The sequence below is a fragment of the Kitasatospora sp. NPDC058965 genome, from assembly GCF_042741245.1.
Taxonomy (GTDB): Bacteria; Actinomycetota; Actinomycetes; order Streptomycetales; family Streptomycetaceae; genus Kitasatospora.
The window spans coordinates 1-21,208 of record NZ_JBHYKG010000016.1 but is presented as its reverse complement, the minus strand read 5'-3'; the positions used below and the strand labels follow the sequence as shown (position 1 = coordinate 21,208).

Here is a 21,208-nt window from a genome sequence, read left to right as displayed (position 1 = left end):
CGGCAGCCGCGGCTCCCGTTCGGGCAGGTGGTGGGGGTCGGCCGACGATTCTGCGCCGCCACCGGGGGCTTGTGGCAAGCCCCCGGTGGCGCTGTAGCTTGGTAGTGGCGGGAGGAGGGCGTTCCGCTGCCCTCACGGCCCGGTGTGCGTGAAGGCCGCCCAGACCGCCGGCTCCTCGTAGCGTGCGCGCGCGTCGCCGACCGCCAGGTGCAGGGCGCGCGCCACGTCCCCGCCGCAGGCGGCGAGCCGGTCGTAGTAGGCGCGGGCGAACCATTCGGCCGCCGGGTCCGGGATCGACCAGAGCGCCCCCACGACGTGCGCGAAGCCCAGCGCGTGGAACACCGCGGACAGGCTCAGCGGTTCGCTGCCGAGCCAGGCGCCGGTGGCGGCGGTCTCGCAGCCGGACAGGAAGGCCGCATAGCCGCGCTGCCCGGGCAGCCGGTTGAGCGCACCGACCGTCAGGTCGCCGTCGGCGAGCCGCAGCCGGGTGTTCTCGACGCCGTGCCGGTCGTACTCGGCGTGGCAGCACAGGTGGAGGTGGCCGTCCGGGGTCAGCTCCAGCGCCCGCAGCAGGTTCTGCGCCGTCGCCTCGGCGCCCACCAGCGGGCGGGCGGCGGCCACCGCGACCTCGCGGCCGGCGGCGGGCAGCGGGGCGTCGGGGGGCCGGTGGCTGACGGCCAGTCCGACCGTGCGCCGCCGGTCCCACGCCACCGGCGGCCGGGCCGCGGCCCGGGCCAGGTGGCGCACGGTCGGGGCGTAGGAGACCACGGTGTCCCGCATCCCGCGGGCGCCTTCCGGCTCGGCGGCGTGCAGCGGCAGCAGGGCGAGCCGGCCGGTCGGCACCAGCCGGAGCCGGGGCACCGGTCCGTCGAGGGCCAGCCGTGCCATCACGGGCGCCATGACGGTGTCCCAGCACCACGCCAGCACCGGGCCCAGGTCGCCGTCGCCGTCCAGCTGGTCCGCCAGGGCGTCGGCGGCGGCGTCCACCGCCTCCGGGGTCAGCCCGGGCAGCGGGACGGCGTCCACCTCGCCGTCCGGACGCAGGATCAGGGCGTCCCCGCGCAGCACGAACGCGCCGACCAGCACCACCGGGCCGTGCGCGGCAGCGGGGACCAGGTCCGCGAAGGCGGGCGGCGCCAGGAAGGTGGCGAAGCCGGGCCTGGCCCGGATCCGGGCGGCCAGGGCCTCGCGCCGACCGGCGAGTTCGCGCAGCGCGCGGGGGTCGGCGCGCAGCGCGGCCTCGGGAGCGGTCCGCCGGTCCAGCTCGGCGGACACCCGCTCGAAGCCGTCGGCGAGCTCCTCGTCCTGGTCGCGCAGCCTGGCCAGGTCGGCCTCCAGGGCGAGCGCGCGGCCGAGCAGCAGGCCGCGGCCCCGGTCGAGCAGCCGCAGCGCCTCCCGCCGGTACTGCCGGGCCAGCTCCGGGGGCGTGCCGGCCTGCTCGGCGGCCGCGAGCAGCACGGTGGCGGGCAGCCCGTCGAGGACCTCGTGGGTGTGCAGGCCCTGCGCCTGCATGCCCACGGAGAGCTGCGGGCCCGCGAGCGTCGCCAGGGCCGCCAGGCGCTGCTCCCAGTCGGCGATGCCCCCGGCGAAGTCCGCCAGCAGCCAGCGGTGCTGGGCGCGGGCCGTGTGCGCGAAGGCGCGGTGGGCCGGGGTCGGGGCCAGCGCCACCAGGCGGTCCAGGACGCGCTGCGCGGCGGCGACGTCCGCGGGCTCCGCCGCCTGCAGGCCGATCAGGTACTCGCCGACCACCGTGCTGCTCAGCAGGACCTGCAGCTCGGCCCAGGAACCGGGCGGTGCCTGGGCCACGGCCTGCTCGGCGAGGTCCCGGGCAGCCCGCACCGCGTCCGGGTCGCCGTGCAGGTCGCGGGCCAGGGTCAGCATGGCCATCCCGCCGAGGGCGCCCGCGTGCCCGGGGGTCCGCGGTTCGAGGCCCGCGACCAGTTCGCTGCTGATCCGCACCGCCCGGCCGAGGAGGTCGGTGTCCGCGAAGCCGCCCTGGGCCAGCACGTAGGTCAGGTTGACCACCAGGTGCTGGCCGGCGATTGCGCGCAGCTCCGGCCGGCCCTCGGCACGGGCGTACGCCGAGTTCAGCAGGAGCAGCGCCTCCGCGCGGTCCGCCGTGGCCTGCGGGCCGGGCCGGTGGGCGCGCAGGCCGAGCGCCTGGGCCAGGGCGATCTCGGCCAGGGTCTCGTCCGGGTCGCGGTCGGGGTGCGCGACGGCCTGCCGGGCCAGCTCCACCGCGCGGTCCAGGTCGGGCGCGTGGTGGGCCCGGTCGTACCGGCAGGCGAGCAGGAAGGCGAGGTCGACCAGCGGGTCCAGCCAGGGCGCGTACCGGACCCGGCGCTCCAGGTGGGCCACGGCCCGGTCGAGGTGCGCCAGGTCGTCGGTGCGGTCGAACAAGACGCGGTGGCCCTGCGCCAGGTGGTGGTCGAGGTGGTCCACCTCGGTCGCATCGAGGGTGGCGGCGTACCCGGCGAGGAACTCCTCCAGCACCGCGACGGCCTGCTCGACCTCCGCGCGGGCCCTGGTGTCCAGGCCGTCCGCGTTGAGCAGCAGCACGGCCCGCACCGCCCGCGGCGGCCAGCCGGCGGCCGTGAGCGCCGCGGCGTAGCGCCGGTCCAGGTCCGGGTCCGCCTGCTGCGGCCCGGTCGCAGCGTCCGCGGTCAACGCGTCACTCCCCCTTGCCGCGGCCGAACGGCCCGAGCTGGCCGGGCAGTCGGGACAGCCGGTCCAGGCGCTTGACCTCCTTGACCTCGGCGCGCTCCTGGCGGCTGTCGCGCATCGCGTCCCGGACGGTCTGCTGCCGGTCGTCGGCGCGCAGCGGGTACGCACCGCGCAGGATGTCGGCGTACGACCCCTCCCGCCGGACCCAGCGGTCGAGTTCGGCGGCCCGCTTGACCAGGATCGGGTGGGTGCCGGAGGGCAGCAGGAACTTGATGAGCTTCTGCTTGAGCCCGCCGTCGAGTTCGTACTCGGCGCTCTGGGCCAGGAACTCGGTGGTGTCCATCTCGTCGACGTGCGGGCCCGCCGCCAGCTTCAGCAGCGCGCGCAGCGCGGTGTCCAGGTCCTGGACGGTGAGCAATCCGGCCCGGTCGCTGGAGAGTTCCGACTTGCGGCCCCAGTCCAGCAGGGCCTGTTCGACCGCCTCGACGGCGAGCCCGGCCACCGGGAAGCTGCTGAAGCCGACGGTGGCGAGGACCCGGGCCATGGTCTGGTAGAGCGCGTGGCCGGAGAGGGCGTGCCCGAGCTCGTGGCCGATGACGAACCGCAGTTCGGCCTCGTTCATGACGCTGACCAGTTCCGAGCTGACCACGACGAAGGGCCGGTCCATGCCCACGGTCATCGCGTTGGCCACGCCCATCGACCGGACATAGAGCTCGGGTTCGTCGGCCAGGTCGAGAATCTCGACCGCCTCGGCCTTGATCCGGTGCAGTCGGCCGAACTGCCGCGGGGTGATCCGGACCGCCGAGGACAGGTGCTCCATCCGGATCCGCGGCTCTCCGATGGCCGCGTGCATCTTGCGCAGCAGCAGGTCGAAGCCCTTGATCTTCTGCAGCGCGATCAGCGCGGTCTTCGCCGACGGGTGCTCGTAGGCGAACGAGGAGATGCCGGGGAAGGTCAGCAGGCCGGACGGCAGCTTCCCGGGGCGGGCTTCGGCGGATGCGGCGTGGTCCATGGTGTCTCCCGACGGTGCGAGGGGTGTGGGTGGGCCTGGATGGCCGGGGCCGGGGGTCGGGGTCGGCAGGGCCGAGCGTGGCCCCGGCGGGCGGTGGTGCTCAAGGGCTGACCAGATGCACATCCGCATCCGGTCGGGACCGACCCGCGGAGCCGGGCATCAGGAGGCTGAAGTCCTGCTCCACCGAGCGGAGTTCGCCGCGCGGCGCGGTGGCGCCGAGCAGCAGGGCGGCGCCCGAGCGGGCCAGCGTGGCGGCCGCCGCGCGCAGTTCGCCGTCGAAGTCGCCCGGCGTGGACAGGAACCGGTGGGTCAGCCCTTCGACCAGCGCGATCATCCAGGAGGCGAACATCCGCGGCGTCACGTCGGCCTTCAGCCGCAGGCCGGCCGCGTCCGTGATCTCGGTGTAGGCCGCGCTCCACCATGCGGTGGCCGCTTCGTAGAACTCGACCAGCACGGGGCCGAACAGCGGTCCGGCCGGATCCATCGCGGTGGCCAGCAGCTTCATCCGGAACAGCGGGGAGTCCAGGTAGAGCCGCATGTTCTCCAGCGCGACGTCGGTGGCGGCGTCCTGCGGGTCGCCCGCACCGAGCACGGCCGGCGCGAGGCCGCCGGCCAGGTCCGCGTGGCCCGCGTAGCCGCCGGGCTCGAAGGCGAGCCGGAACAGGTCGGCGTAGTAGCGGTCCATGGTCGGCCAACGGGTCGCGAACAGGCCCCTGGTCGCGGTCGCGTCGGCGGTGCGGATCCGGTACCGGCGCATCACCCGGTCCCGCGACGGCCAGCGGAACTTGAGGATGCCCTCGCGACTGCGGGTCGCCTCGTCGAGGTCGCGGTAGATCAGTTCGAGTCCGGCTTCGAGCATCTGTCTGGTTTTCGGGTCCGTCGAGCAACTCCAGCCCGTACCAGGAGTCTTGGTCTCGTCCATGGACTCCAGCAGAACGGAGGATCTTCTTCAGCGGCGACGGCGCGGGGACTTCAGTTTCGCTTCAGAAAGCCCGATCCTGGTGACCCCGGGGATGGTGGAGACCACGGAAGGAAGTTGTGGACGAACCTGTCATACAGTTTCTTGGGGGCGCCTCGGTGGCGGTCGACGGACGCCGCCGCCCGCTCACCCGGCTCAGCGCCGGGGTGCTGCTGCGGCTCGCGCTGGCGCAGGGCGAGGCGGTCCCCCTGAACGTCCTGTACACCGACGTCTGGCGGCAGCAGCCGTCGTACCGCGCCGGTCCGCCGGACCGCACCAAGGTGCACCAGCGGATCACCGCGCTGCGGGCGCTGCTCGGGCCCGACTCGATCGAGACCCTGGACGGCGCCGGGACCGGCTACCGGCTGACCGTGGACCGGCGCCGGATCGACCTGTTCCTGTTCGAGGGGTTGATCCGGTCGGCCGCGGTCGAGACGGCGCACGGCGCGATCGCCAAACTGGGCCGGGCGCTGGCGCTCTGGCACGGGCCGCCGCCGGCCTTCGGGTTCGCCGCCGGCCGGGCCCAGACGCTGCAGATGCTCCGGCACGGCGCCCGGCACAGCCTGGCCGGGCTGCTGGCCGAGGTCGGCCGGACGGCCGACGCGGCCGCCCTGGCCTACGAGTTGCTCGCCGAGGACCCGGACGATTCGCGGCTGCGCGGGCTGGCCACCGGTCCGGAGCCGCCGCCGGCGGTGCTGGAGGCGGTGGGCGTGCGGCCGGGGGTGACCTTCTCGGTGGTGGCCGGCGACCTGTTCGAGCAGCAGGACGCGCACCTGGTGGTCGGGTTCAACGACACCTTCGACACCAGTGTGAAGGACGACCGGATCATCGACCGGCGCAGCATCCAGGGCCAGTTGCTGACCCGCTGCTTCGACGGCGACCAGCCCCGGCTGGACCGGGCGTTGAAGGCGGCGCTGGCCCGCACCGCGCCGACCGCGGTGGAGAGCCGGCGCGACAAGCCGCGCGGCAAGCTGCGGCGGTACCCGCTGGGCACCGTCGCGGTGCTGGACCTGCCCGAGCGGCGGGTCTTCGCGGTCGCCTACAGCAGCATGGGCAACGACCTGATCTGCCGCTCCTCCCTGGAGCGGCTGTCGGCGAGCCTGGACCGGCTGTGGGACCAGGTGTTCCTGCAGGGGCAGCGCAAGCCGGTGGCGATGGCGATGGTCGGCGCGGGCCTGGCCCGGATCGACGACGCCGATCCGCAGCGGCTGGCCCAGTTGGTCGGCCGGTCGTTCGCCCAGCGGTCGCTGCGCGGCGTGGTCACCCGCGAACTGCGCCTGGTGGTGCGGCCGTCCACGATCGGCCGGCTCGACCTGCCGGCGCTGCGGGTCGGCCTGGGCGGTCAGTCGTCGGGGGCGGACGGCTCCGGCCGGCGGTGAAGCGCGGCGAGGCCGGCGAACCACCGCCGGCCTCGCGGCGGCGGCTCGGTGACCGGGCAGCCGGCACCGCGCAGCCGGGCGACGATCTTCGCCCGGCAGCGCTCGGTGTCCTCCAGCTGGACGTAGTTGCGGCCGAGGATGTCGTTGACCGGCCGGTGCACCCGGCCGACGTGCAGGATCAGCGTCCTGGTCGGGAACACGGCCAGGGCCATGCCGAGTTCGATCAGCACGTTCGGCCGGGCCTGGATCTCGGGCCGGCCGCTGTCGCGCGGCCCGCGCAGGTCCGGGTGCAGGGTCACCACGTCCTCGGGCGTCAGCAGCACCACCACGGCCCGGGCCCGGGCGAGCCCCTGGGTGAGCACCTCGCCGACGTACGGGGAGGTCTGCCGCGTGGCCGTCACCAGGGTTTCCCACTCCAGCGGTTCGAGGCCGAGCTCGCGCAGGTAGGCGAACATCTCGTCGCGGACCGCGAGGTCGCGCCCGTGCACCACGAAGACGCAGCGCTCCGGCGCGATCGCCCGCCCGGCCCGGCGGGCGCTGCCGGCCCGGCGGGCCGCGGCACCGGCGAAGAACCGGTCGTCGGCGAGATGCTCCAGCAGGTCCTCCGCGACCCGCCGGTCGTCGGCGAACGGGTCGCCCCCGCCCGGCCGGTGCACGGCGCCGGTCAGGTCGGCCGCCGCCAGGTTCCGCAGTTCCAGTTCGACGGTGCGGGCCATGGCCGCCGCCGACGCGCGCACCACCCCGGCCGCCGCCTCCGCGTCCCCCAGCCGGACCAGGGCGTCGGCCGGCTCGTCCGCGCCGCCGGCGCCGCCGCCCAGCTCGACGATCGCGGTGTCGATCCGGTCCAGGGCGACGGCCAGCCCGGCGTCCCCGTGCCGCACCCGCCACTGGTGCCGGATCCGGGCGGCGTGCGCCAGGTAGACCGCGAGCGGCGGCAGCGCCGCGCTGCCGTCGGACCAGAGCCAGGCGCTCATCGCCTCCTCGCGGCCGGCCTCCGCGAGCACCGCGAACCGGCGCACCGGCCGCCCGTCGTCCAAGGTGTCGAACTCCCGGACGGTGAGGCCGGGCACGGGTGCGATCCAGCGCTCCGCCGCGGGCGGGCGGGGCGTGCCCCGGCCCAGCTCCGCGCAGGCGGCGGCGCGGGTGGCCGCGGTCACCCGCTCGGCCACCGCCAGGAAGAGCCGGGCCTGCCCCAGGAACGGACCCTCGCCCGGGCCGAGCACGGTGTCCACCCGGCGCTCCGGCTCCCGCCAGGGGTGCTGGTCGCCGGGGCGGGCGGAGACGATGACCGAGAGCACCAGCAGGTCGAGGTGGCGGCGCAGCAGCACCTGCGCGTCCCCGGCGTCGTCCTGGAGCGCGCACAGCACCGGCCCGGCCCGGCTCGCCGGCGAGCGCGGCGGCAGCATCGGGAGCTCCGCCCCACCGGGCTCGTGGGCCGGTTCGGTCAGGTGGAGGCCGAACCGGGCCGCCGACCAGATCCGGCGCAGCTCCGCCCAGGCCCGGTCGGCGCCGGGTCCGTCGCTCCTGACCCAGAGGTGGACCACCAGCTCCGGGTCGCGCAGCTCCGTCCGTTCAGTGCCCACCGGCAAGCCTCCCCTTCGGCCCCCTCGGCCCCCTCGGCCCCTTCGGCGCGAGGCTCAGTGCCGCCAGTAGCACGGTCGCCCGGACCCGCACCGCCTCGGGCGCCGGGATCGGCGGTTGCGCCCCGGTCGGGGTCTCGCCGACCCGGGTCGAGCGGCGCTGCTGCCCGGCGGCCTCCAGCCGGGCCAGCGCCCGGTCCAGCGCGGGCTCGTCGTACGGGTCGGTGGCGAGGCCGACGGCCGCCAGTGCGGCCTCGGCCCGCGCCCAGCGCGCCGGCGGCATCGACCACTGCTGCAGGTCCGTCAGCAGGGTGACGGCCCGTCGGGCCACGGCCGTGGCGTCGGCGGACGGGGTGTCGGGCACGGTGCCTCCCGGGGTGGGGTCGGGGCCGGCCCCGACTATCCGAACTGGTTCCTGGCGCTCAACCGGTCGGCCAGCGCGGTGAACGGCCGACCGTTCTCGACCCGCCCGGCCAGTCGGTGCAGCGCCTGGGCGACGTCCTGCTGGGCCCGGTGGACCGTCTGGCTGGCGCCGCCGAACGGGCCCAGCGACAGGGACAGGCCGAACAGGCCGAGCCCGCCCGCCCACCTGCGGTCCCGCAGGCCCTCCGCGCACGCCGCCGCCTCCTCGAACTGGCCGTTCCGCAGCATGAGCAGGACGTAGTCGGCGCGGGCCGCGGCGTCCTCGTCGGTCCACCGGACAACCCGGCGGACCCGAGCGAGGACCCGGCCGTACTCCTCGTCGGCCGACCGGTGGACAGCGCGGACGGCGTCCCCGTACTCCGCCGCCGACCAGCTGAACGACCGGTCGCCCAGCCGGGCCTCCCGCACCTCCAGGGCGAGCTGACGGCCCGACGGGCGGAAGTCGCAGAGCGCGGTCAGCAGCACCGGCTCGCCCTCCCCGTCGGTGCGCCGGACCATCGCCGCAATCACCGGCGCGTCCACCATGACCCGCCCGGTCCAGCCGACCCCGTCGACGGTGAGCTCGGTCCGCCGGCCCAGTGAGTTCAGGGACGCCGGACGAGCCAGATCAGCAGCAGCACCACGATCAGGCCGCACCCGGCCGATGTCACGGGATGCTGCCGCACCGCCCGGAGCAGCGTGCCCACCCGACCCGGTGTGTGGCCCTCCTCGGCGCCGGCCGGGGCCGACTCCCGCGGGCCGGCCGAGCGCAGCCGGTGGGTCCCGGTGAAGTCCGCCTCGGCGAGCAGCACCGCCACCTCCGGGCCGAACCGGTCGGTCAGCCGGTCGGCCTCGTCCCGGGAACGGATGCCCTGGGCCAGGAAGCAGCGGCCCTCGCCGCCCTCGGCCAACCGGCGGGCCCGCGCCGCCAGCTCCGCCACCGCCGCCGGATCGCCCGCCGGGGCCGCCCACGGCAGCGGGACCTGCGGCTCGACCGGGTCGCCGGCGAGCTGTTCGGCGGTCTTGCGCACCAGCTCGGTCAGTTCGTCGAGCGGCAGGGCCTGCGGCGGGGTGCTCTCCCCGAGCACCCCGTCCACCAACTCGGCCGTGCAGCTGCGGTCCAGCGCGGCCCCCAGCCCGACCCGGGCCCCCGTGTCCAGGGCGAGCCGGACCAGACCCGCCGCCAACGGTGCCTCGCCGGGTCCGGCCTCGACGACCAGGGTGTACCGGATGGCCCGGCCGTCGACGTCCCGACGTGCCGAGGGCACCTCGAACAGGGTCGCCGACCAGTCGTCACCGGTCCCGGAGACGCAGACTCCCGCCTCGTCCGTGAAGACCAGCAGCGGCAGCTGGTTCTGCGGGCCCTCCCACCACTGGCTCGCGGGCCGCGCACCGAGGAAGGCGTAGTCCAGTCGCTTCGGGGTTCCCCTGGTCATGATGTGGAGCCTCATGACATCACCGCCATTCCTCGACGTGCGGGCCGACCGGGAGGGTCGCCAGCATCCGGATGTCCGATTCCAGCTGCTCGCGTTCCTGACGGGCGCGTTGGACCGCCCGTCCGCTGGCGCCGATGGCCTGGTCGTCCCGCCGGGCGTCACCGGAGAAGTGGTACGCAAGGGTTCCGAAGAAGCCCTTGCGGGAGTACCGCCGGGCCTGCAGACCGGACTGCTGGTCCAGCCGCTCCTGCTCCTCCAGCTCGGCGAGCCGGCGGCGGCCCTCGAAGACGCAGGCGCACAGCTCGCGCATCACGTCGACCGCGCCCCGCACCTCGCTGCGGGGCGGTGAGGTGGTGAACCGGTAGCGCGCGGCGAAGGCCTCGCGGTTCACCTCCGCGGAGTGCGTCCACCGCCCGTCGATCAGTGTGATGTTCACGTAGGTCTGGACGGGGACGTAAACCACCCGGATGTCGCGGTCCTCGGCCTCCTTGGCCACCAGCTCCAGCACCTGCGCGTACATCTGCCGGACCCGGTCGCGCAGCGCCCGCGCGTCGCTGCCCGCGGGGCGGCCCGGGCGCAAGTAGGTCTCGCACTTCACGGGTGCGAGCACCAGCACGGCGGGCTCCGCCCGGTTCTCCGGCAGGTTCCGGGTCTTGGCCCAGATCCGGACGGTCTCCTCGACGCCGACCACGTCCAGCCAGTAGGAAGCGAGCGCCCGCCGCGTGTCGCCGGCCTCCATCAGCAGTGCGGCGTCGATCGGCACCACCATCAGGATGCTGCTCACCAGGTGGTCCTCGACCCTGCGCCAGTTTTCCTCGCTGACCCCCTTGCGCTGCCGGTAGCCGGGGTCGAGCCAACCGCCCGGGTAGTCCAGGATCCGGAACGGGATCTCGACCCGGCTCAGGCCGGCCGAGCGCAGGGCGAAGCCGAGGAACTCCGGGATGTCGGTACCGGCGATGCCGCCGCTGGAGAACACGCCCGTCTGCTCGGCCTCGCGCAGCGCCACCTTGTGCTTCCGGATCCGCGCCTCGGTCGCGGTCTCGGTGACCACCCGGGCGGACTTGCCGGACAGGGCCTCGTCGGTCTCGCTGAACATCGCGGTCAGCATGGTGGTCTTGCCCACTCCGGACGGCCCGAGCAGGGCCATCCGGAACTCCTCGTGCTCCTCGCCCGCCATCAGTGCGCCTCCTTCACGTGCTCCGGGTCTCCGTTCAGTGCGCCGAGCGCGCGGCCCAGCGCGCCCAGCGCGCCGCGCACCCGCTGGATCCGCAGGGTGGCCGCGCCCGGTCCGGAGCCCTCGCGCGGCCAGAGCTGGTCGCGGAACGACTCGGCCAGCCGGCGGAACTCCTTCTCCGCGTCCTCGGAGCGGATGAACGCGTCCTCGAACTGCTCGCCGTACGCGAACAGGGCCTGGGCGATGGTGCGCCCCTCACCGACCACCGACCGGCCGGCGTCGTAACTCGCGCCCACGGCCAGCTCGGCGAGCCTGCGGTGCAGTTCGCGCACCCCCTTCGGGGTCCGCTCCACCGGCAGCAACTGGCCGAGCGCGCCCGGCGTGCCGGCGGCGGGTTCCGGCTGCAGCGCCGACAGGGCGGACCGGACCTGCGGCAGCGCCCGGGTGCGGTAGTCCAGGTGCACGTCGAGTGTGAAGTCCAGCGAGCGGACCAGCGTGGGGCAGGCCGCCTCGGCGTCGCGCAGTTGGCCGGTCAGGGTGCGCAGGGTGGCGGCGGGGCCGTCCGAGCGGTCCAGCAGGCCGTCGAGCTCCTTGCCCAGCGCGTCGACCAGGCCCTGCCAGAAATCCTCCTGACGGGCCGTCATGATCTCGTCCATGGCGCCGTACCGGTGCGCGATGTCCACCCGGAGCGCGTTCAGGGTGCGTTCGGCGAACACCGCGGCGCCCGCCTCGACGTTCATCTCCGCCAGCGCCCGGGCGGTCCACGCCTCGACGCCTTCGCCGAAACCGTCCTCGGCCCAGCTGCTGATCTCCTGGTGGATCGCCTCCGCGCGCCCGCGGAACTCGGCGTCCTCGGCGGCCGCCGAGGCACGGTCGGCCAGCTCGGCCACCCAGGCGCCGAGCGAGGCGACCAGTCCCCGGCGCAGCCCGGCGGCGCGCTCGACCAGCACCTCGGTGGGCGTGGGCGTGATGACCGAGCGCAGCACGGCGAGCGCGTCCTCCACCACCCGGACCAGCGCGGCGGCGTTGACCCGACAGGCCTCGGCGCCGCGGGCGATCACGGCGGCGTCCATCCGGGGCAGCGCCTCCGACAGGTGCGCCAGGGTGTCGGCCAGCACGCCGCGCATCGCCTCCCGGTCCGCGGCGTCCGCCTCGCGGACCCGCAGCACCGAGTCCGGCGTGCCGTAGTTCACCCGCTTGAGCAGGTCGGCCCGCAGGGCGGCGAGCTGCTCGGGCCGGGTGCCGCCGTCGTTCACCAGCACGGTCGCGAAGTCGCGCAGGGCCGCCGCGCCGCGGGCCTGTCCGATCAGTTCCAGCGCCTTGGCGTCCTCGGTGCGCCAGAGCTGGTTGCCGGCGGTCGGGCGCTTCACCACCAGCACGAAGTCCACGTCGTTCTGCAGGCCGGCCAGGTGGTGCTCCTCGGCGCTGGGGAGGATCTCGCCCAGCCCCGGCAGGTCGTACAGGCCGAGACTGGTCAACTCGTCGAGCGGGAACGGGCAGTGGATCTCGGCGTCGCGCACCGCCAGGTAGCGCCGGTCGGCGTCCACCGTGTTCTCCGCCGGATAGGCGACCCAGTCCCGCAGCTGGGCCAGCTCGACCCGCTGGGTGCGGCCGGTCAGCAGTGCACGGAAGCTGGGCAGACCGTCGCGCATCTCCGACAGCCGCACCAGCATCGGCCCGAGCAGCGCCGCGTCCGGCCGCCCGGCCAACTCCGCCTGCTGGCCGGGGAAGTCGAACCCGGCCAGGTCGTCCAGGTCGGCCAGCCTCGGCCCGATCCCCAGCGCCGCGGCGTACGGGGCCAGCACCGACTCGCAGAACGAGGCCTCGGTGTGCAGAGTCAGCTGGGCCTCGCGCCGGGTCGTGCTGTGGAAGATCCGGCTGCGCACCGCCGTGACCGGGCCGCCCGCGCCGGTCGGGATCTGGTCGTCGCCCAGGTCCGACATGGACTGCAGTGCCGTGCTCTTGCCGTTGCGGGCCTGGCCGCTCACCCCCACGTTCACCGTCCGGCGGGCCAACCGGGCCCGGACGGTCCGCAGTTCGCCGAGCGCGTCGTCGGCCAGCCGGGCCGGCTCCTCGACGTCCAACTCCCCCAGGCCCGCCGCCTCCAGCTCCGGCGCGGCGTCCCTGACGGCCCGCCGCAGCCCCGCAACGGCCCCCTGCACCGCCTGCCACCGCTCGACCTCACCGTCGACCCGGGGCAACAGCAGCCGGCGCTGCCGCAGGACCTCCTCCAACCGCTGCCCGACGTCCACCATGTCCCGTCCTCCCGACCCGCCGCTCCCGGACCTCCCGACACACCGCACTATCGCAACGGCGCGGGGCCCGGGGGAACGGCTGCCGCGGGATCGGGCTCATGCACGTTCGCATGCGGGGACCGCCGACACGGTCCGCCCCGGGCATGGTTGACGGATCGTCAGACCCGCTGCCCGGCAGCGTCCGCCGGGCGCCCCGGAATCCCGCGGACGGCGCCGGGGCCCACGGGGCACGTTCTCTTGTGTTGCTTTCTATTGATAACTGTTTGATCTGGTGCCATGCTGCGGGGCCAGTAGCTCACCATCGACCAGGGACCGGCCGGTGGTGACCTCCCCCCACCCACCCGCTCCCCCACGAGGCGACCCCATGCCCACCCTGCCCATCCGTCTCGGCAGAGCCCTGCGACTCACCGCTGCCGCCCTCACCGCCCTCGCGCTCGGCGCCGCCCCGACGGTCACCGCCCGTGCCGCCACGCCCAGCACGTTCACGCCGGCCGCGGCGTGGACCGACCAGAACGGCAACCAGCTCCAGTTGCACGGCCTCGGCATCGTCAAGGCCGGCAGCACCTGGTACGGCTTCGGCGAGGACCACACCGGCGAGACCGCCAGCGACACCAGCTTCAAGGACATCCCCTGCTACAGCAGCACCGACCTGCAGCACTGGACCTACCAGAGCCAGGCGCTGGGCCTGCAGAGCACCGGAGACCTCGGCCCCCACCGCATCGTCGAGCGCCCCAAGGTCCTCTACAACGCCACCACCGGCACCTACGTGATGTACCTGCACATCGACAGCCCCTCGTACGCCGAGGCCAAGGTCGGCGTCGCCACCAGCAGCACTCCGTGCGGGCCCTACACCTACCGCGGCAGCTTCCAGCCGCTCGGCTTCCAGAGCCGCGACCTCGGCCTCTACCAGGACAGCGACGGCTCCGCCTACCTGCTCAGCGAGGACCGCGCCAACGGCCTGCGCATCGACCGGCTGTCCGCCGACTACCTCTCCGTCACCTCCTCCGTCGCCCTGCTCGGCGACTACGAGGCGCCGGCCCTGGTCAAGGCCAACGGCCGGTACTACCTGTTCGGCTCGCACCTCAGCGGCTGGGGCACCAACGACAACGTGTACGCCACCGCCACCTCCCTCGCCGGCCCCTGGTCCGCGTTCACCACCTTCGCCCCCGCCGGCACCCAGACCTACAACTCCCAGACCGCGAACGTCATCCCGGTCACCGGAACCGCCGGCACCAGCTACGTCTTCGCCGCCGACCGCTGGAACACCGGCGACCTCGGCAACTCCCCGCTGGTCTGGCTCCCGCTCACCCTCTCCGGCACCACCGCCAACGTCGGCTGGTTCAACTCCTGGTCCCTGGACACCGCCGCCGGCACCTGGACGGCCAACTCCTCCCTGCCGCCCACCGGCAGCCGGGTCCTGACCAGCGCCAACAGCTCCCTGCTGATGGACGACAGCGGCGCCTCCACCGCCGACGCCAGCCCCGTCATCCAGTGGCCCGCCAACGGCGGCACCAACCAGCGCTGGACCCTCCAGCAGGTCTCCGGCAACACCTACACCGTGGTCAACGCGCTGAGCGGCAAGTGCCTGGACACCACCGGCCACGCCACCGCCGCCGGCACCCCGCTCGTCCAGTCGACCTGCACCCCCGGCGCCCCCACCCAGCAGTGGCTCGCCGACGCCGTCGGCAGCTACACCGACCCGGCCAACGCCGGCTTCACCCTCGTCAACCTGGCCGCCGGTCTGGTCGTCGACGTCCCGAACAACTCCACCTCCCAGGGCACCCAGCTCGCCCTGTGGAGCAGCAACGGCGGCAAGAACCAGACCTGGCAGCTGTCCTGACTGCTCATCAGCAGGAACCCTTCGCTCCGGCCGAGCGGAATCGAACCTGATCCGCTCGCAGCCGGGGCGCTGAGGACCCGGGCGCAGCGCCCGCAGCACACCGTCGGTGGGCCCGCGGGCCCACCGACGGTTCACCCGGGCCGGCCGACGCCCCCGGCCGCGAAGCCCGCCCGGACCACGGGCCTACTCCCAGCAGGTCAGACAGCCGTGCTTGTGATTGGTGGACGGGTCGGACGTTGCATCGGCGACGACGGTGGGTGTGCCCTGCGCCGGGACGGGGCTGGACTGCGCGTGGACGGTGGTCAGCAGTCCGGCGGCGACCAGGAGTACAGCTGCGCAGCGAAGGCCGTTCTTCATGAGTGTTCGGTGTCCTCGGGTTCGTGGTCGGCGGGTGCGGGGTCGTTGTCGGTGGCCGGGGTGTCCAGGTCGGACAGGAACAGGCCCAGCTGGAACCGGTTGCGGGCGTTGTAGCGCTCCATCAGGTCCGCGATCGTGTAGGCGATGGTTCGGCGGCTCAGGCCCAGCTGGGCGGCTGCGCTGTCGTCGGTATGACCGTCGGCCAACAGGGACAGGACCGCGCGTTCACGGGGTGTCAGGCTCATCGGAGGGGTCCATCGTCTTTCCGGTGTGATGCCTTGGTGCCAGTACTGGAGGTAGAGCTCGGTCAACCGGTGCAGTACGGCCGGGGTGGTGATCTCCCAGGCGCCTTTGCCCGGAGTGCCGGGGTCGATCGGCACGATCGCGGTGGTGCGGTCGATGATGATCAATTTGGTCGGCAGGGCCGGCAGTTCGCGGTAGTGCATCCCGCCGGCGATCAGCTCCTGCGTGTGCGCGCCGGAGCGGTCGTCGGCTGCGCGCGGCACGCCCAGGGAGAACAGTTGGATGCCTCGGCTGACGAGTTTGCGGTCCAGCGGGGCAGCGGCTTGCAGGGTCCGGTTGTCGAAGGCCGGTTCGGGGTTCATGGCGAGGTGTTCGCAGTGTTCGGCGGCGACCAGGTCGCCGAGTCGGGCACGGACCTGCTCGCTGCCGAACAGTGGGCGGATGGTCGTGCCGAACGCCGTCGACAGGTCTGCTTCCTTGATCGCGAGGCCGCCCGGGCTGGTCATCCGCTGCCGCAGCGTGTTCGCGGCCGCCGCCGTCTCCAGGCGTCGCCGGCGAAGCGCGTCCGCCAAGGTGTGCGCCGCTGCGGCCCGCCACCGGGGCTGGCGCGCCCCCTCGGGCTCGCAACCACCGACGGCCCGCAGTTCGTCCAGAGCCTCCTGGACCCGGCGCCGCGCCATCTTCAGCGTGGCGGCCAACTCGGCCTGCGTGGACGGCCCCAGCGCGGTCAGGGTCCGGTGGACCAGATCGGCCGGCGCCGACACGCCCAGGCGGGTCAGCATCGCAGCAGCCGACCCGGGTGAACCGACGGAACTCACGCCCAGCACGGCGCCGCTTGCGACAGGCACGAAACACCCACTCCCCCGATGATGCAGATCACGCCCCGGGTACCGCGGTGGCATCCTCGGGCCCGACAGCAGGTGGATGCTGCCCGCTCCGGCCCGCTCTCGTCCAGTGCAGGCCGTGCCCGTTGCACATATGTGCAGTCGAAGCCCGTCGGCAGGGCCTTGCGCATCTGTGCAAATCGCCCGGCGTCCGGAGACGGCTCCACCTGCCCGCTGCCACGGTTTCCCTCGCTCGCAGTCGACAGCGAGCAACCACCTCCATCGAGCGGAAGGCAGTTGTCCGTGAAGACCACTCAGAAGTTCCCCGCCGCCCGGCCGCGAGCCGTCAAGCGCCTGGCGGCTGCGGCCGCCTCGGCCGCCCTGCTGGCGGGACTGAGCATCTCCGGTGCGACGAGCGCCTCCGCCACGGCCGATCCCGGCTGCTACGTCATCGTCTCCGGCAGCCACGACGGCTGCTCCCACCAGTCCTCCCTGCGCCCCGGCCAGTACATCGAGGGCGGCACCGGCAACTACGCGCTCGAAACCGAGGACGAGGAACTCCGGACCCAGACCGACGGGAACATCGTCCTCTACTGCAAGCACGCCGGTACGTCCGCCGCGACCGGGAAGTGGATCAGCGCCTGGCAGCCGGTCTGGGCGACCAACCAGGGCTACTGGAACAGCAGCTCGGGCAGCAAGGTCGTGCTGTGGAGCGACGGGAACCTGGCGGGCTACAGCTACCGCAGCGGCCTCGAGAACGTCGAGTTCAGCAGCAACACCTGGAACGGCTCGGACACCGTCTTCATCGTCCAGGCCGACGGCAACCTCGTGGTGTGGTCGGGCGGCCGACCGGTCTGGTCCGCCGCGCAGAACTCCCTCTACCACACCTGCCCCGGCACCGAGGCCTACTGGGTCGGCTACTGACACCTGCGGATCGGCGCGGCCGGGCCCGGGGCCGGGCGGTCGGCCCCGGGCCGGCTGAGCAGCTCCCGCTCCCGGCCGGGCTCGGCCGGCGGCTGACGGGTCCCCGGGCGGCCGAGGCCCCGTCAGCAGGGTGTACCACCAAGTCGAACGGGGCCGCGGCCTGCGGCCGGGAGTCAGACCCGCCGCATCCGGTAGACGCAGGTCCGGTAGGGCATCTCGACGCCGGCGCGGCCGGCCAGGGCCGGGTCGGTGGCGGCCAGTTCGCCGGTCTCCCGGTCCAGGCGGGCCCGCTCGGCGGCGTCGGCGGTCAGGTAGCGGGAGCGGGACCGCACCAGGTCGGTCAGCCGGTCCGTCGGGACGGTCACGGTGTGCTCGGTCAGGCCGAGTTCGGGTTCGGTGAACCACGGCGTCAGCGGGCCGTACGGCCAGGCGCTGTCCAGGCCGTACCCCTCCTTGCCGACGATGCCGGACAGCGCGGCCACCCACGGGGTCCGATCGTCGCGAATGTTCCACATCGCCGCGAAGACGCCGTCCTTGCGCAGCACCCGGTGGATCTCCGGCAGCGCGTCCTGCGGACTGAACCAGTGGTACGCCTGCCCGACCACGACGGCGTCGACGGACCCGTCCGGCAACGGGATCTCCTCGGCGCTGCCGGCCAGCACCTGCGTGCCGGGGTGGCGTTCGGCGGCCACGGCGCGCATCTGCTCGTCGGGCTCGACCGCGATCACCTCGTGGCCGACGGCGCGCAGGGCACCGGTCAGCAGCCCGGTACCCGCCCCCAGGTCCAGGACGCGCACCGGCTCGACGCCGACGGCCCACACGACCGCCCGCTCGGGGTAGCCGGGCCGGATCGAGTCGTACAGGCGGGCAGCGGCACCGAAGGACAGCGCAGGGGTGGACATGCCGGTGAGCGTACCCGGATCCGGTCCGCGGTACCGGCGTGACGAAAGCGGGGCAGGGGCCACCACCTGCGTCCGGTCGTCGAGCGGTCGGCCTCTCCGCGCCGTGGCGGCACGGAGAGACCGACGGGGTGTCAGCTCCCCGAGGTCTCCGGGAGCGGGATTCCGAACCGGCCCGCTGCCCACCGGGCGCGCCGGCGCACTGTCCGGTCCGGGTCGTCGAGGAGCTCGTACACGCGCTCGACCCAGCCGGGTCGGTTCAGGAGGTCGGCGTACAGCTGCCGGGTGCGGTCGAGGTGGTCCGGTGGCCAGTCGAGCGTGGCGGACATGCCGTTGGTGAGGTCCTCGGCCAGCAGCCGGACGGAGATGTATCGATCCAGCGTGGGTTCGAGCCGCGCGACCTGCTCGGCGTAGGCGGTGAGCAGGTCGCAGGCCTGTGGGTGGTGCGCGAGCGTGCCGCCCATTCCCCCGCACCCGGCCATGATGCGCAGCAGCACGCCGGTGTGATCGACCACCGCGCTGTCGGCTGCGGGATCGGCGATCGCCTCGTGGACGGCCGCGACTCGGGCGACCTTCGCCGCGAAGTAGCCGTTCAGGACGTCGCCGTCCGCCGCGCGTCGCAGCAGCCAGGGGCGGGCGCGCGGGTCGGCCAGCCGGCAGAGCGCTTCGACGACGTAGACGCGGCCCCAGCCGCTGACCCGGTCGGCGAGCCACAGCAGGGCCGGTGTGCCGTCCGGCAGTTGCTCCAGGGCATGGGCGGCCAGCGGGCCGAAGTGGTGCGAGAGCAGGCCGATGGTCCGGATCAGCGGGATGTCCGCTGCGGTGGCCGTCTCGGCGAGCAGGGCCAGTCCCGCTGTCGCCACGGACCGGCTGGTGCCGTGGCGCACCAGATGGCGGCCCACGGTGCGGATCCGGTCCGGATCGTGGCGGGCGGCCAGCGCGGCGAGGAACCGGTCACGGTGGATCGGCACGTCCAGACCGGCGAGCGCACTCGCCATCAGCCGCAGCCCAGCGGGACTCAGCGGTCTGGCCAGCCGCGCTTCGAGCAGCGCCGCAACGTCCTGACCGCGGCGTGCGTAGTCGCCGGCGTGGTCCCGGGTGCGGCGCTGGTGCGAGGCGCGGCGGGGGTCGTTCGCGTCGGGGTACGGGGCGCCGTCCCCGGGGAGCGGGCCGTCTGGGGTCGCCCGGTGCAGGCGCAGTGCGTGCTGATGGAGCGTCGCCCGCAGGCCGATCCCGGTCGGCTCGGTGATCGCGCTCACCAGCGGGAGGGGGACTCGATTCTCTTCGTCATGGGACGTGATGCTGCCAGGCGGCCCCGCCGTACGGCAAGCCCGTTGGGTGCCCGGCGAACGCCGTGACCACCGCCGCTCCCGTCGCCACGGTGGCACGCTGTCTGCTCCGTCGGCCGACCGGCTCGCCGATGTCGGCCGAGCAGTCCCAACCGTGAAACCTGTTCGACCGGACCGCCGCAACGAGCGATCATGGCGGTGTGACCCCGACCGAAGCAGCAGCTGATGCCCTGCAGGACCGCGCCGCGCTCTGGAGCGTCGGCGCGGCCCCCGCGCACGAGGTCGTCACCGCCGCGTGCGATGCCCTCGTTGCCGGACTCGACAGCCCCGCGCTTGTGGCGCTGGCATCACGCACTCGAAGCGAAGCCGACTACGACGTTCCCGAGCTCCTCCCAGTGGCCCTCGAAGAACTCGGCCTCACCTCCTACGCGCCCGGCAGCCAGGCCGGCGAGGAGGCTGCCGTGCGAGCTCTCGCCAAGCTCCTGGTGTCGGGCGAACTGACGCCGAGGGAACTGGCCTTCCAGGCCCATCAGCGTTTCGGCCACCGGCTTCCGCCGGCTGAACGGCTCGCCGAACTCGACGACGAGTACGACACTCTCGGATACAGCAGCAGAACGCTCGCCCAGCTCGACGCCGACGTCAGGTCCGAGGCCCACCGCCTGGCACAACAGCCTCCGGGTTCGTCCGAACCCACGGACGCTCCCGCCTGAAGCACGTCCCCGGCCCCGTGGGCTCGCAGTGCCATGCCCTCAGGGCCGGTTCGGCGGACGTCGAACCACTCGTGCCACTCGTGTGCCCACTTGTCCGAACCTGAGGGCTGGGTGGCGCCGTCGGATCGATGCCACGGTGGCCGCTCACCTCGGCGCGGGTGCGGACCGGGCCGAGGTGCTTCGCGATGACGCCGCCCCGTCCACTGGACCGGTGATGCCTCCGGGAGACACCGCAGTCCGGTCCCGAATACAGGACAGCTCACGATGCGGGCCCACCAGTCTCACCCCCCGGGTCCGGGTCAGTCGCCGGCCGCCCAGGTCACGGCCTCGTCCTGTCGGGCCAGCGGGAAGGTTCTGGTCTGCCCCGGGATCATCCAGCCGAAGGCCGTGGTGAGGTGGGTCATCCAGTCGAGGTCCGTGACCAGCGCCACGCGCTTCCAGGCCCGCAGGTGCTCGGCGCCGAGCTTGAGGTCCTCCCACACCGCCCCGCCGGACATGCCGTGGAACTCGCGGACCACGAGGACGCAGCGGATCCCGCCCGCCTCGGCGGCACCGGTGATCGCGGGGATCAGCACGTCGCGGTAGTCGTCGGCGGACAGCTTCCCGCCGAGCTCGAATCCGATCACCCCGACCGGCAGGCCGGTCAGCTCCTCCACCACCGTACGCACCTCACGTCTCGTCATGGACCAACGGGTCGGTGTTCACGCTACGAGCCGGGGCGGAGACGCGCAGCCGGGCGTACTGCTTCAGGACCGCGGGGCTGCCGCCGAAGGCACCGGCTGCGGGCACGAGCACCACCGGCGCCGGCCCCGGTGGTGCTCGTCACCCCTGCGGCGCCGCGGCGGGACGGTGTCGTCCCGCGACCGCCGAGGCCGGTCGGCTCAGCCGTCCTTGAGGAGCCCGAACTCCTCCAGCAGTTCCCCGACCTCGGTGGCCTCCAGACGGTGCAGCAGCCGGTTGCGGACGAACGCCGGTCCCGGCAGGTCGAGCTCGGCCCCGTCCCGCAGGCAGCCGGCGGCGGCCAGCAGCGTGCGGATGTCGTACGTGGAGTTGAAGACCTCCGGCACGCCGCGGTCGACTCCCAGCAGCTGGTAGGCGGCCTCCATACCGGTGCGGACCGAGTACTCGGTGGTGAAGATGCAGTCCCGCCCGGTCTCGGCGAACTGGCCGATGAAGGCGAAGTTCACCGCACCGTCGGGCACCACGGCCGGGCGGTCACCGGCCCGGCGGGGCAGGAAGAACGAGGTGACGTAGGGCATCAT

At 74.0% G+C, this 21,208-nt stretch carries 19 protein-coding genes; 4 read left to right on the top strand and 15 right to left on the bottom strand.

The features are described 5' to 3' along the window. Positions 1-132: 132 nt before the first annotated feature. From ACFW1A_RS04980 to ACFW1A_RS04970, 3 genes are all read right to left on the bottom strand, one after another. On the bottom strand, positions 133-2,667 hold the full coding sequence (locus ACFW1A_RS04980; RefSeq protein ID WP_380404286.1) for a CHAT domain-containing protein: 2,535 nt from the start codon (positions 2,665-2,667) through the stop codon (positions 133-135). Between the two features lie 4 nt (positions 2,668-2,671). Further along, positions 2,672-3,676, bottom strand: a complete 1,005-nt coding sequence (locus tag ACFW1A_RS04975) for a M48 family metallopeptidase (RefSeq protein ID WP_380404283.1) — start codon at positions 3,674-3,676, stop codon at positions 2,672-2,674. Positions 3,677-3,776: 100 nt separating this feature from the next. After that, a complete protein-coding gene (locus ACFW1A_RS04970; RefSeq protein ID WP_380404280.1) occupies positions 3,777-4,535 on the bottom strand; it encodes a hypothetical protein in 759 nt (252 codons plus the stop codon). Between the two features lie 218 nt (positions 4,536-4,753). Between ACFW1A_RS04970 and ACFW1A_RS04965 the strand changes: the two genes are divergently transcribed. Continuing rightward, complete coding sequence (locus ACFW1A_RS04965) at positions 4,754-6,013, top strand: macro domain-containing protein (protein WP_380404277.1); 1,260 nt, start codon at positions 4,754-4,756, stop codon at positions 6,011-6,013. Here the strand turns inward: ACFW1A_RS04965 and ACFW1A_RS04960 are convergent. The 6 genes from ACFW1A_RS04960 to ACFW1A_RS04935 are packed head-to-tail and all read right to left on the bottom strand — an operon-like array spanning position 5,977 to position 12,860. After that, a complete protein-coding gene (locus ACFW1A_RS04960) occupies positions 5,977-7,596 on the bottom strand; it encodes a CATRA conflict system CASPASE/TPR repeat-associated protein (protein WP_380404274.1) in 1,620 nt (539 codons plus the stop codon). The two genes, ACFW1A_RS04965 and ACFW1A_RS04960, sit on opposite strands and share 37 nt — an antisense overlap. Further along, positions 7,586-7,957: a CATRA system-associated protein gene (locus ACFW1A_RS04955; RefSeq protein WP_380404271.1), complete on the bottom strand. Its 372-nt coding sequence runs from the start codon at positions 7,955-7,957 to the stop codon at positions 7,586-7,588. The genes ACFW1A_RS04960 and ACFW1A_RS04955 overlap by 11 nt, the downstream gene beginning before the upstream one ends. 35 nt (positions 7,958-7,992) lie before the next feature. Then, complete coding sequence (locus ACFW1A_RS04950; protein WP_380404268.1) at positions 7,993-8,541, bottom strand: hypothetical protein; 549 nt, start codon at positions 8,539-8,541, stop codon at positions 7,993-7,995. 59 nt (positions 8,542-8,600) lie between these two features. Further along, the gene (locus ACFW1A_RS04945) at positions 8,601-9,431 is read right to left on the bottom strand and encodes a hypothetical protein (RefSeq protein ID WP_380404266.1); all 831 of its coding nucleotides are present in this window, start codon (positions 9,429-9,431) and stop codon (positions 8,601-8,603) included. Positions 9,432-9,450: 19 nt separating this feature from the next. After that, positions 9,451-10,608, bottom strand: a complete 1,158-nt coding sequence (locus ACFW1A_RS04940; protein ID WP_380404263.1) for a hypothetical protein — start codon at positions 10,606-10,608, stop codon at positions 9,451-9,453. Continuing rightward, entirely contained in the window at positions 10,608-12,860 is a 2,253-nt protein-coding gene (locus tag ACFW1A_RS04935) for a hypothetical protein (protein ID WP_380404260.1), read from the bottom strand. Before ACFW1A_RS04935 ends, ACFW1A_RS04940 begins: the two co-directional genes overlap by 1 nt. A 364-nt stretch (positions 12,861-13,224) precedes the next feature. On the opposite strand from ACFW1A_RS04935, the gene ACFW1A_RS04930 reads away from it, so the two are divergent. Next, positions 13,225-14,700: an RICIN domain-containing protein gene (locus ACFW1A_RS04930; protein ID WP_380404257.1), complete on the top strand. Its 1,476-nt coding sequence runs from the start codon at positions 13,225-13,227 to the stop codon at positions 14,698-14,700. A gap of 183 nt (positions 14,701-14,883) precedes the next feature. On the opposite strand, the gene ACFW1A_RS04925 is transcribed toward ACFW1A_RS04930, so the two are convergent. Next, positions 14,884-15,057, bottom strand: a complete 174-nt coding sequence (locus ACFW1A_RS04925) for a hypothetical protein (RefSeq protein WP_380404254.1) — start codon at positions 15,055-15,057, stop codon at positions 14,884-14,886. After that, positions 15,054-16,064 carry a LuxR C-terminal-related transcriptional regulator gene (locus ACFW1A_RS04920; protein WP_380404252.1) on the bottom strand — a complete coding sequence of 337 codons (1,011 nt, stop codon included), beginning with the start codon at positions 16,062-16,064 and terminating at the stop codon, positions 15,054-15,056. The genes ACFW1A_RS04925 and ACFW1A_RS04920 overlap by 4 nt, the downstream gene beginning before the upstream one ends. Before the next feature lie 363 nt (positions 16,065-16,427). Between ACFW1A_RS04920 and ACFW1A_RS04915 the strand changes: the two genes are divergently transcribed. After that, the gene (locus tag ACFW1A_RS04915; protein ID WP_380404249.1) at positions 16,428-17,048 is read left to right on the top strand and encodes a hypothetical protein; all 621 of its coding nucleotides are present in this window, start codon (positions 16,428-16,430) and stop codon (positions 17,046-17,048) included. Positions 17,049-17,221: 173 nt separating this feature from the next. Here ACFW1A_RS04915 and ACFW1A_RS04910 read toward each other — a convergent pair whose 3' ends face one another. Both ACFW1A_RS04910 and ACFW1A_RS04905 read right to left on the bottom strand, forming a co-directional pair. Then, positions 17,222-17,950, bottom strand: coding sequence for a class I SAM-dependent methyltransferase (locus ACFW1A_RS04910; protein ID WP_380404246.1), 729 nt, complete (start codon positions 17,948-17,950; stop codon positions 17,222-17,224). Positions 17,951-18,081: 131 nt separating this feature from the next. Then, a complete protein-coding gene (locus ACFW1A_RS04905) occupies positions 18,082-19,206 on the bottom strand; it encodes a hypothetical protein (RefSeq protein WP_380404243.1) in 1,125 nt (374 codons plus the stop codon). Between the two features lie 230 nt (positions 19,207-19,436). On the opposite strand from ACFW1A_RS04905, the gene ACFW1A_RS04900 reads away from it, so the two are divergent. Further along, positions 19,437-19,946 (top strand): hypothetical protein, encoded by a 510-nt coding sequence (locus ACFW1A_RS04900; protein WP_380404240.1) that lies wholly within the window; start codon positions 19,437-19,439, stop codon positions 19,944-19,946. A gap of 299 nt (positions 19,947-20,245) precedes the next feature. On the opposite strand, the gene ACFW1A_RS04895 is transcribed toward ACFW1A_RS04900, so the two are convergent. Both ACFW1A_RS04895 and ACFW1A_RS04890 read right to left on the bottom strand, forming a co-directional pair. Further along, the gene (locus tag ACFW1A_RS04895) at positions 20,246-20,629 is read right to left on the bottom strand and encodes an STAS/SEC14 domain-containing protein (RefSeq protein ID WP_380404238.1); all 384 of its coding nucleotides are present in this window, start codon (positions 20,627-20,629) and stop codon (positions 20,246-20,248) included. Positions 20,630-20,827: 198 nt separating this feature from the next. Beyond that, the coding region (locus tag ACFW1A_RS04890; RefSeq protein WP_380404235.1) for an oleate hydratase at positions 20,828-21,208 on the bottom strand (381 nt) is incomplete at its 5' end.

Bases quoted from the DNA above. Each gene is read 5' to 3' on its own strand.
- ACFW1A_RS04970 (WP_380404280.1), bottom strand. From the start codon at position 4,535: ATGCTCGAAGCCGGACTCGAACTGATCTACCGCGACCTCGACGAGGCG.
- ACFW1A_RS04910 (WP_380404246.1), bottom strand. From the start codon at position 17,950: ATGTCCACCCCTGCGCTGTCCTTCGGTGCCGCTGCCCGCCTGTACGAC.
- ACFW1A_RS04975 (WP_380404283.1), bottom strand. From the start codon at position 3,676: ATGGACCACGCCGCATCCGCCGAAGCCCGCCCCGGGAAGCTGCCGTCC.
- ACFW1A_RS04930 (WP_380404257.1), top strand. From the start codon at position 13,225: ATGCCCACCCTGCCCATCCGTCTCGGCAGAGCCCTGCGACTCACCGCT.
- ACFW1A_RS04940 (WP_380404263.1), bottom strand. From the start codon at position 10,608: ATGGCGGGCGAGGAGCACGAGGAGTTCCGGATGGCCCTGCTCGGGCCG.
- ACFW1A_RS04895 (WP_380404238.1), bottom strand. From the start codon at position 20,629: ATGACGAGACGTGAGGTGCGTACGGTGGTGGAGGAGCTGACCGGCCTG.
- ACFW1A_RS04950 (WP_380404268.1), bottom strand. From the start codon at position 8,541: ATGGTGGACGCGCCGGTGATTGCGGCGATGGTCCGGCGCACCGACGGG.
- ACFW1A_RS04925 (WP_380404254.1), bottom strand. From the start codon at position 15,057: ATGAAGAACGGCCTTCGCTGCGCAGCTGTACTCCTGGTCGCCGCCGGA.
- ACFW1A_RS04935 (WP_380404260.1), bottom strand. From the start codon at position 12,860: ATGGTGGACGTCGGGCAGCGGTTGGAGGAGGTCCTGCGGCAGCGCCGG.
- ACFW1A_RS04945 (WP_380404266.1), bottom strand. From the start codon at position 9,431: ATGACCAGGGGAACCCCGAAGCGACTGGACTACGCCTTCCTCGGTGCG.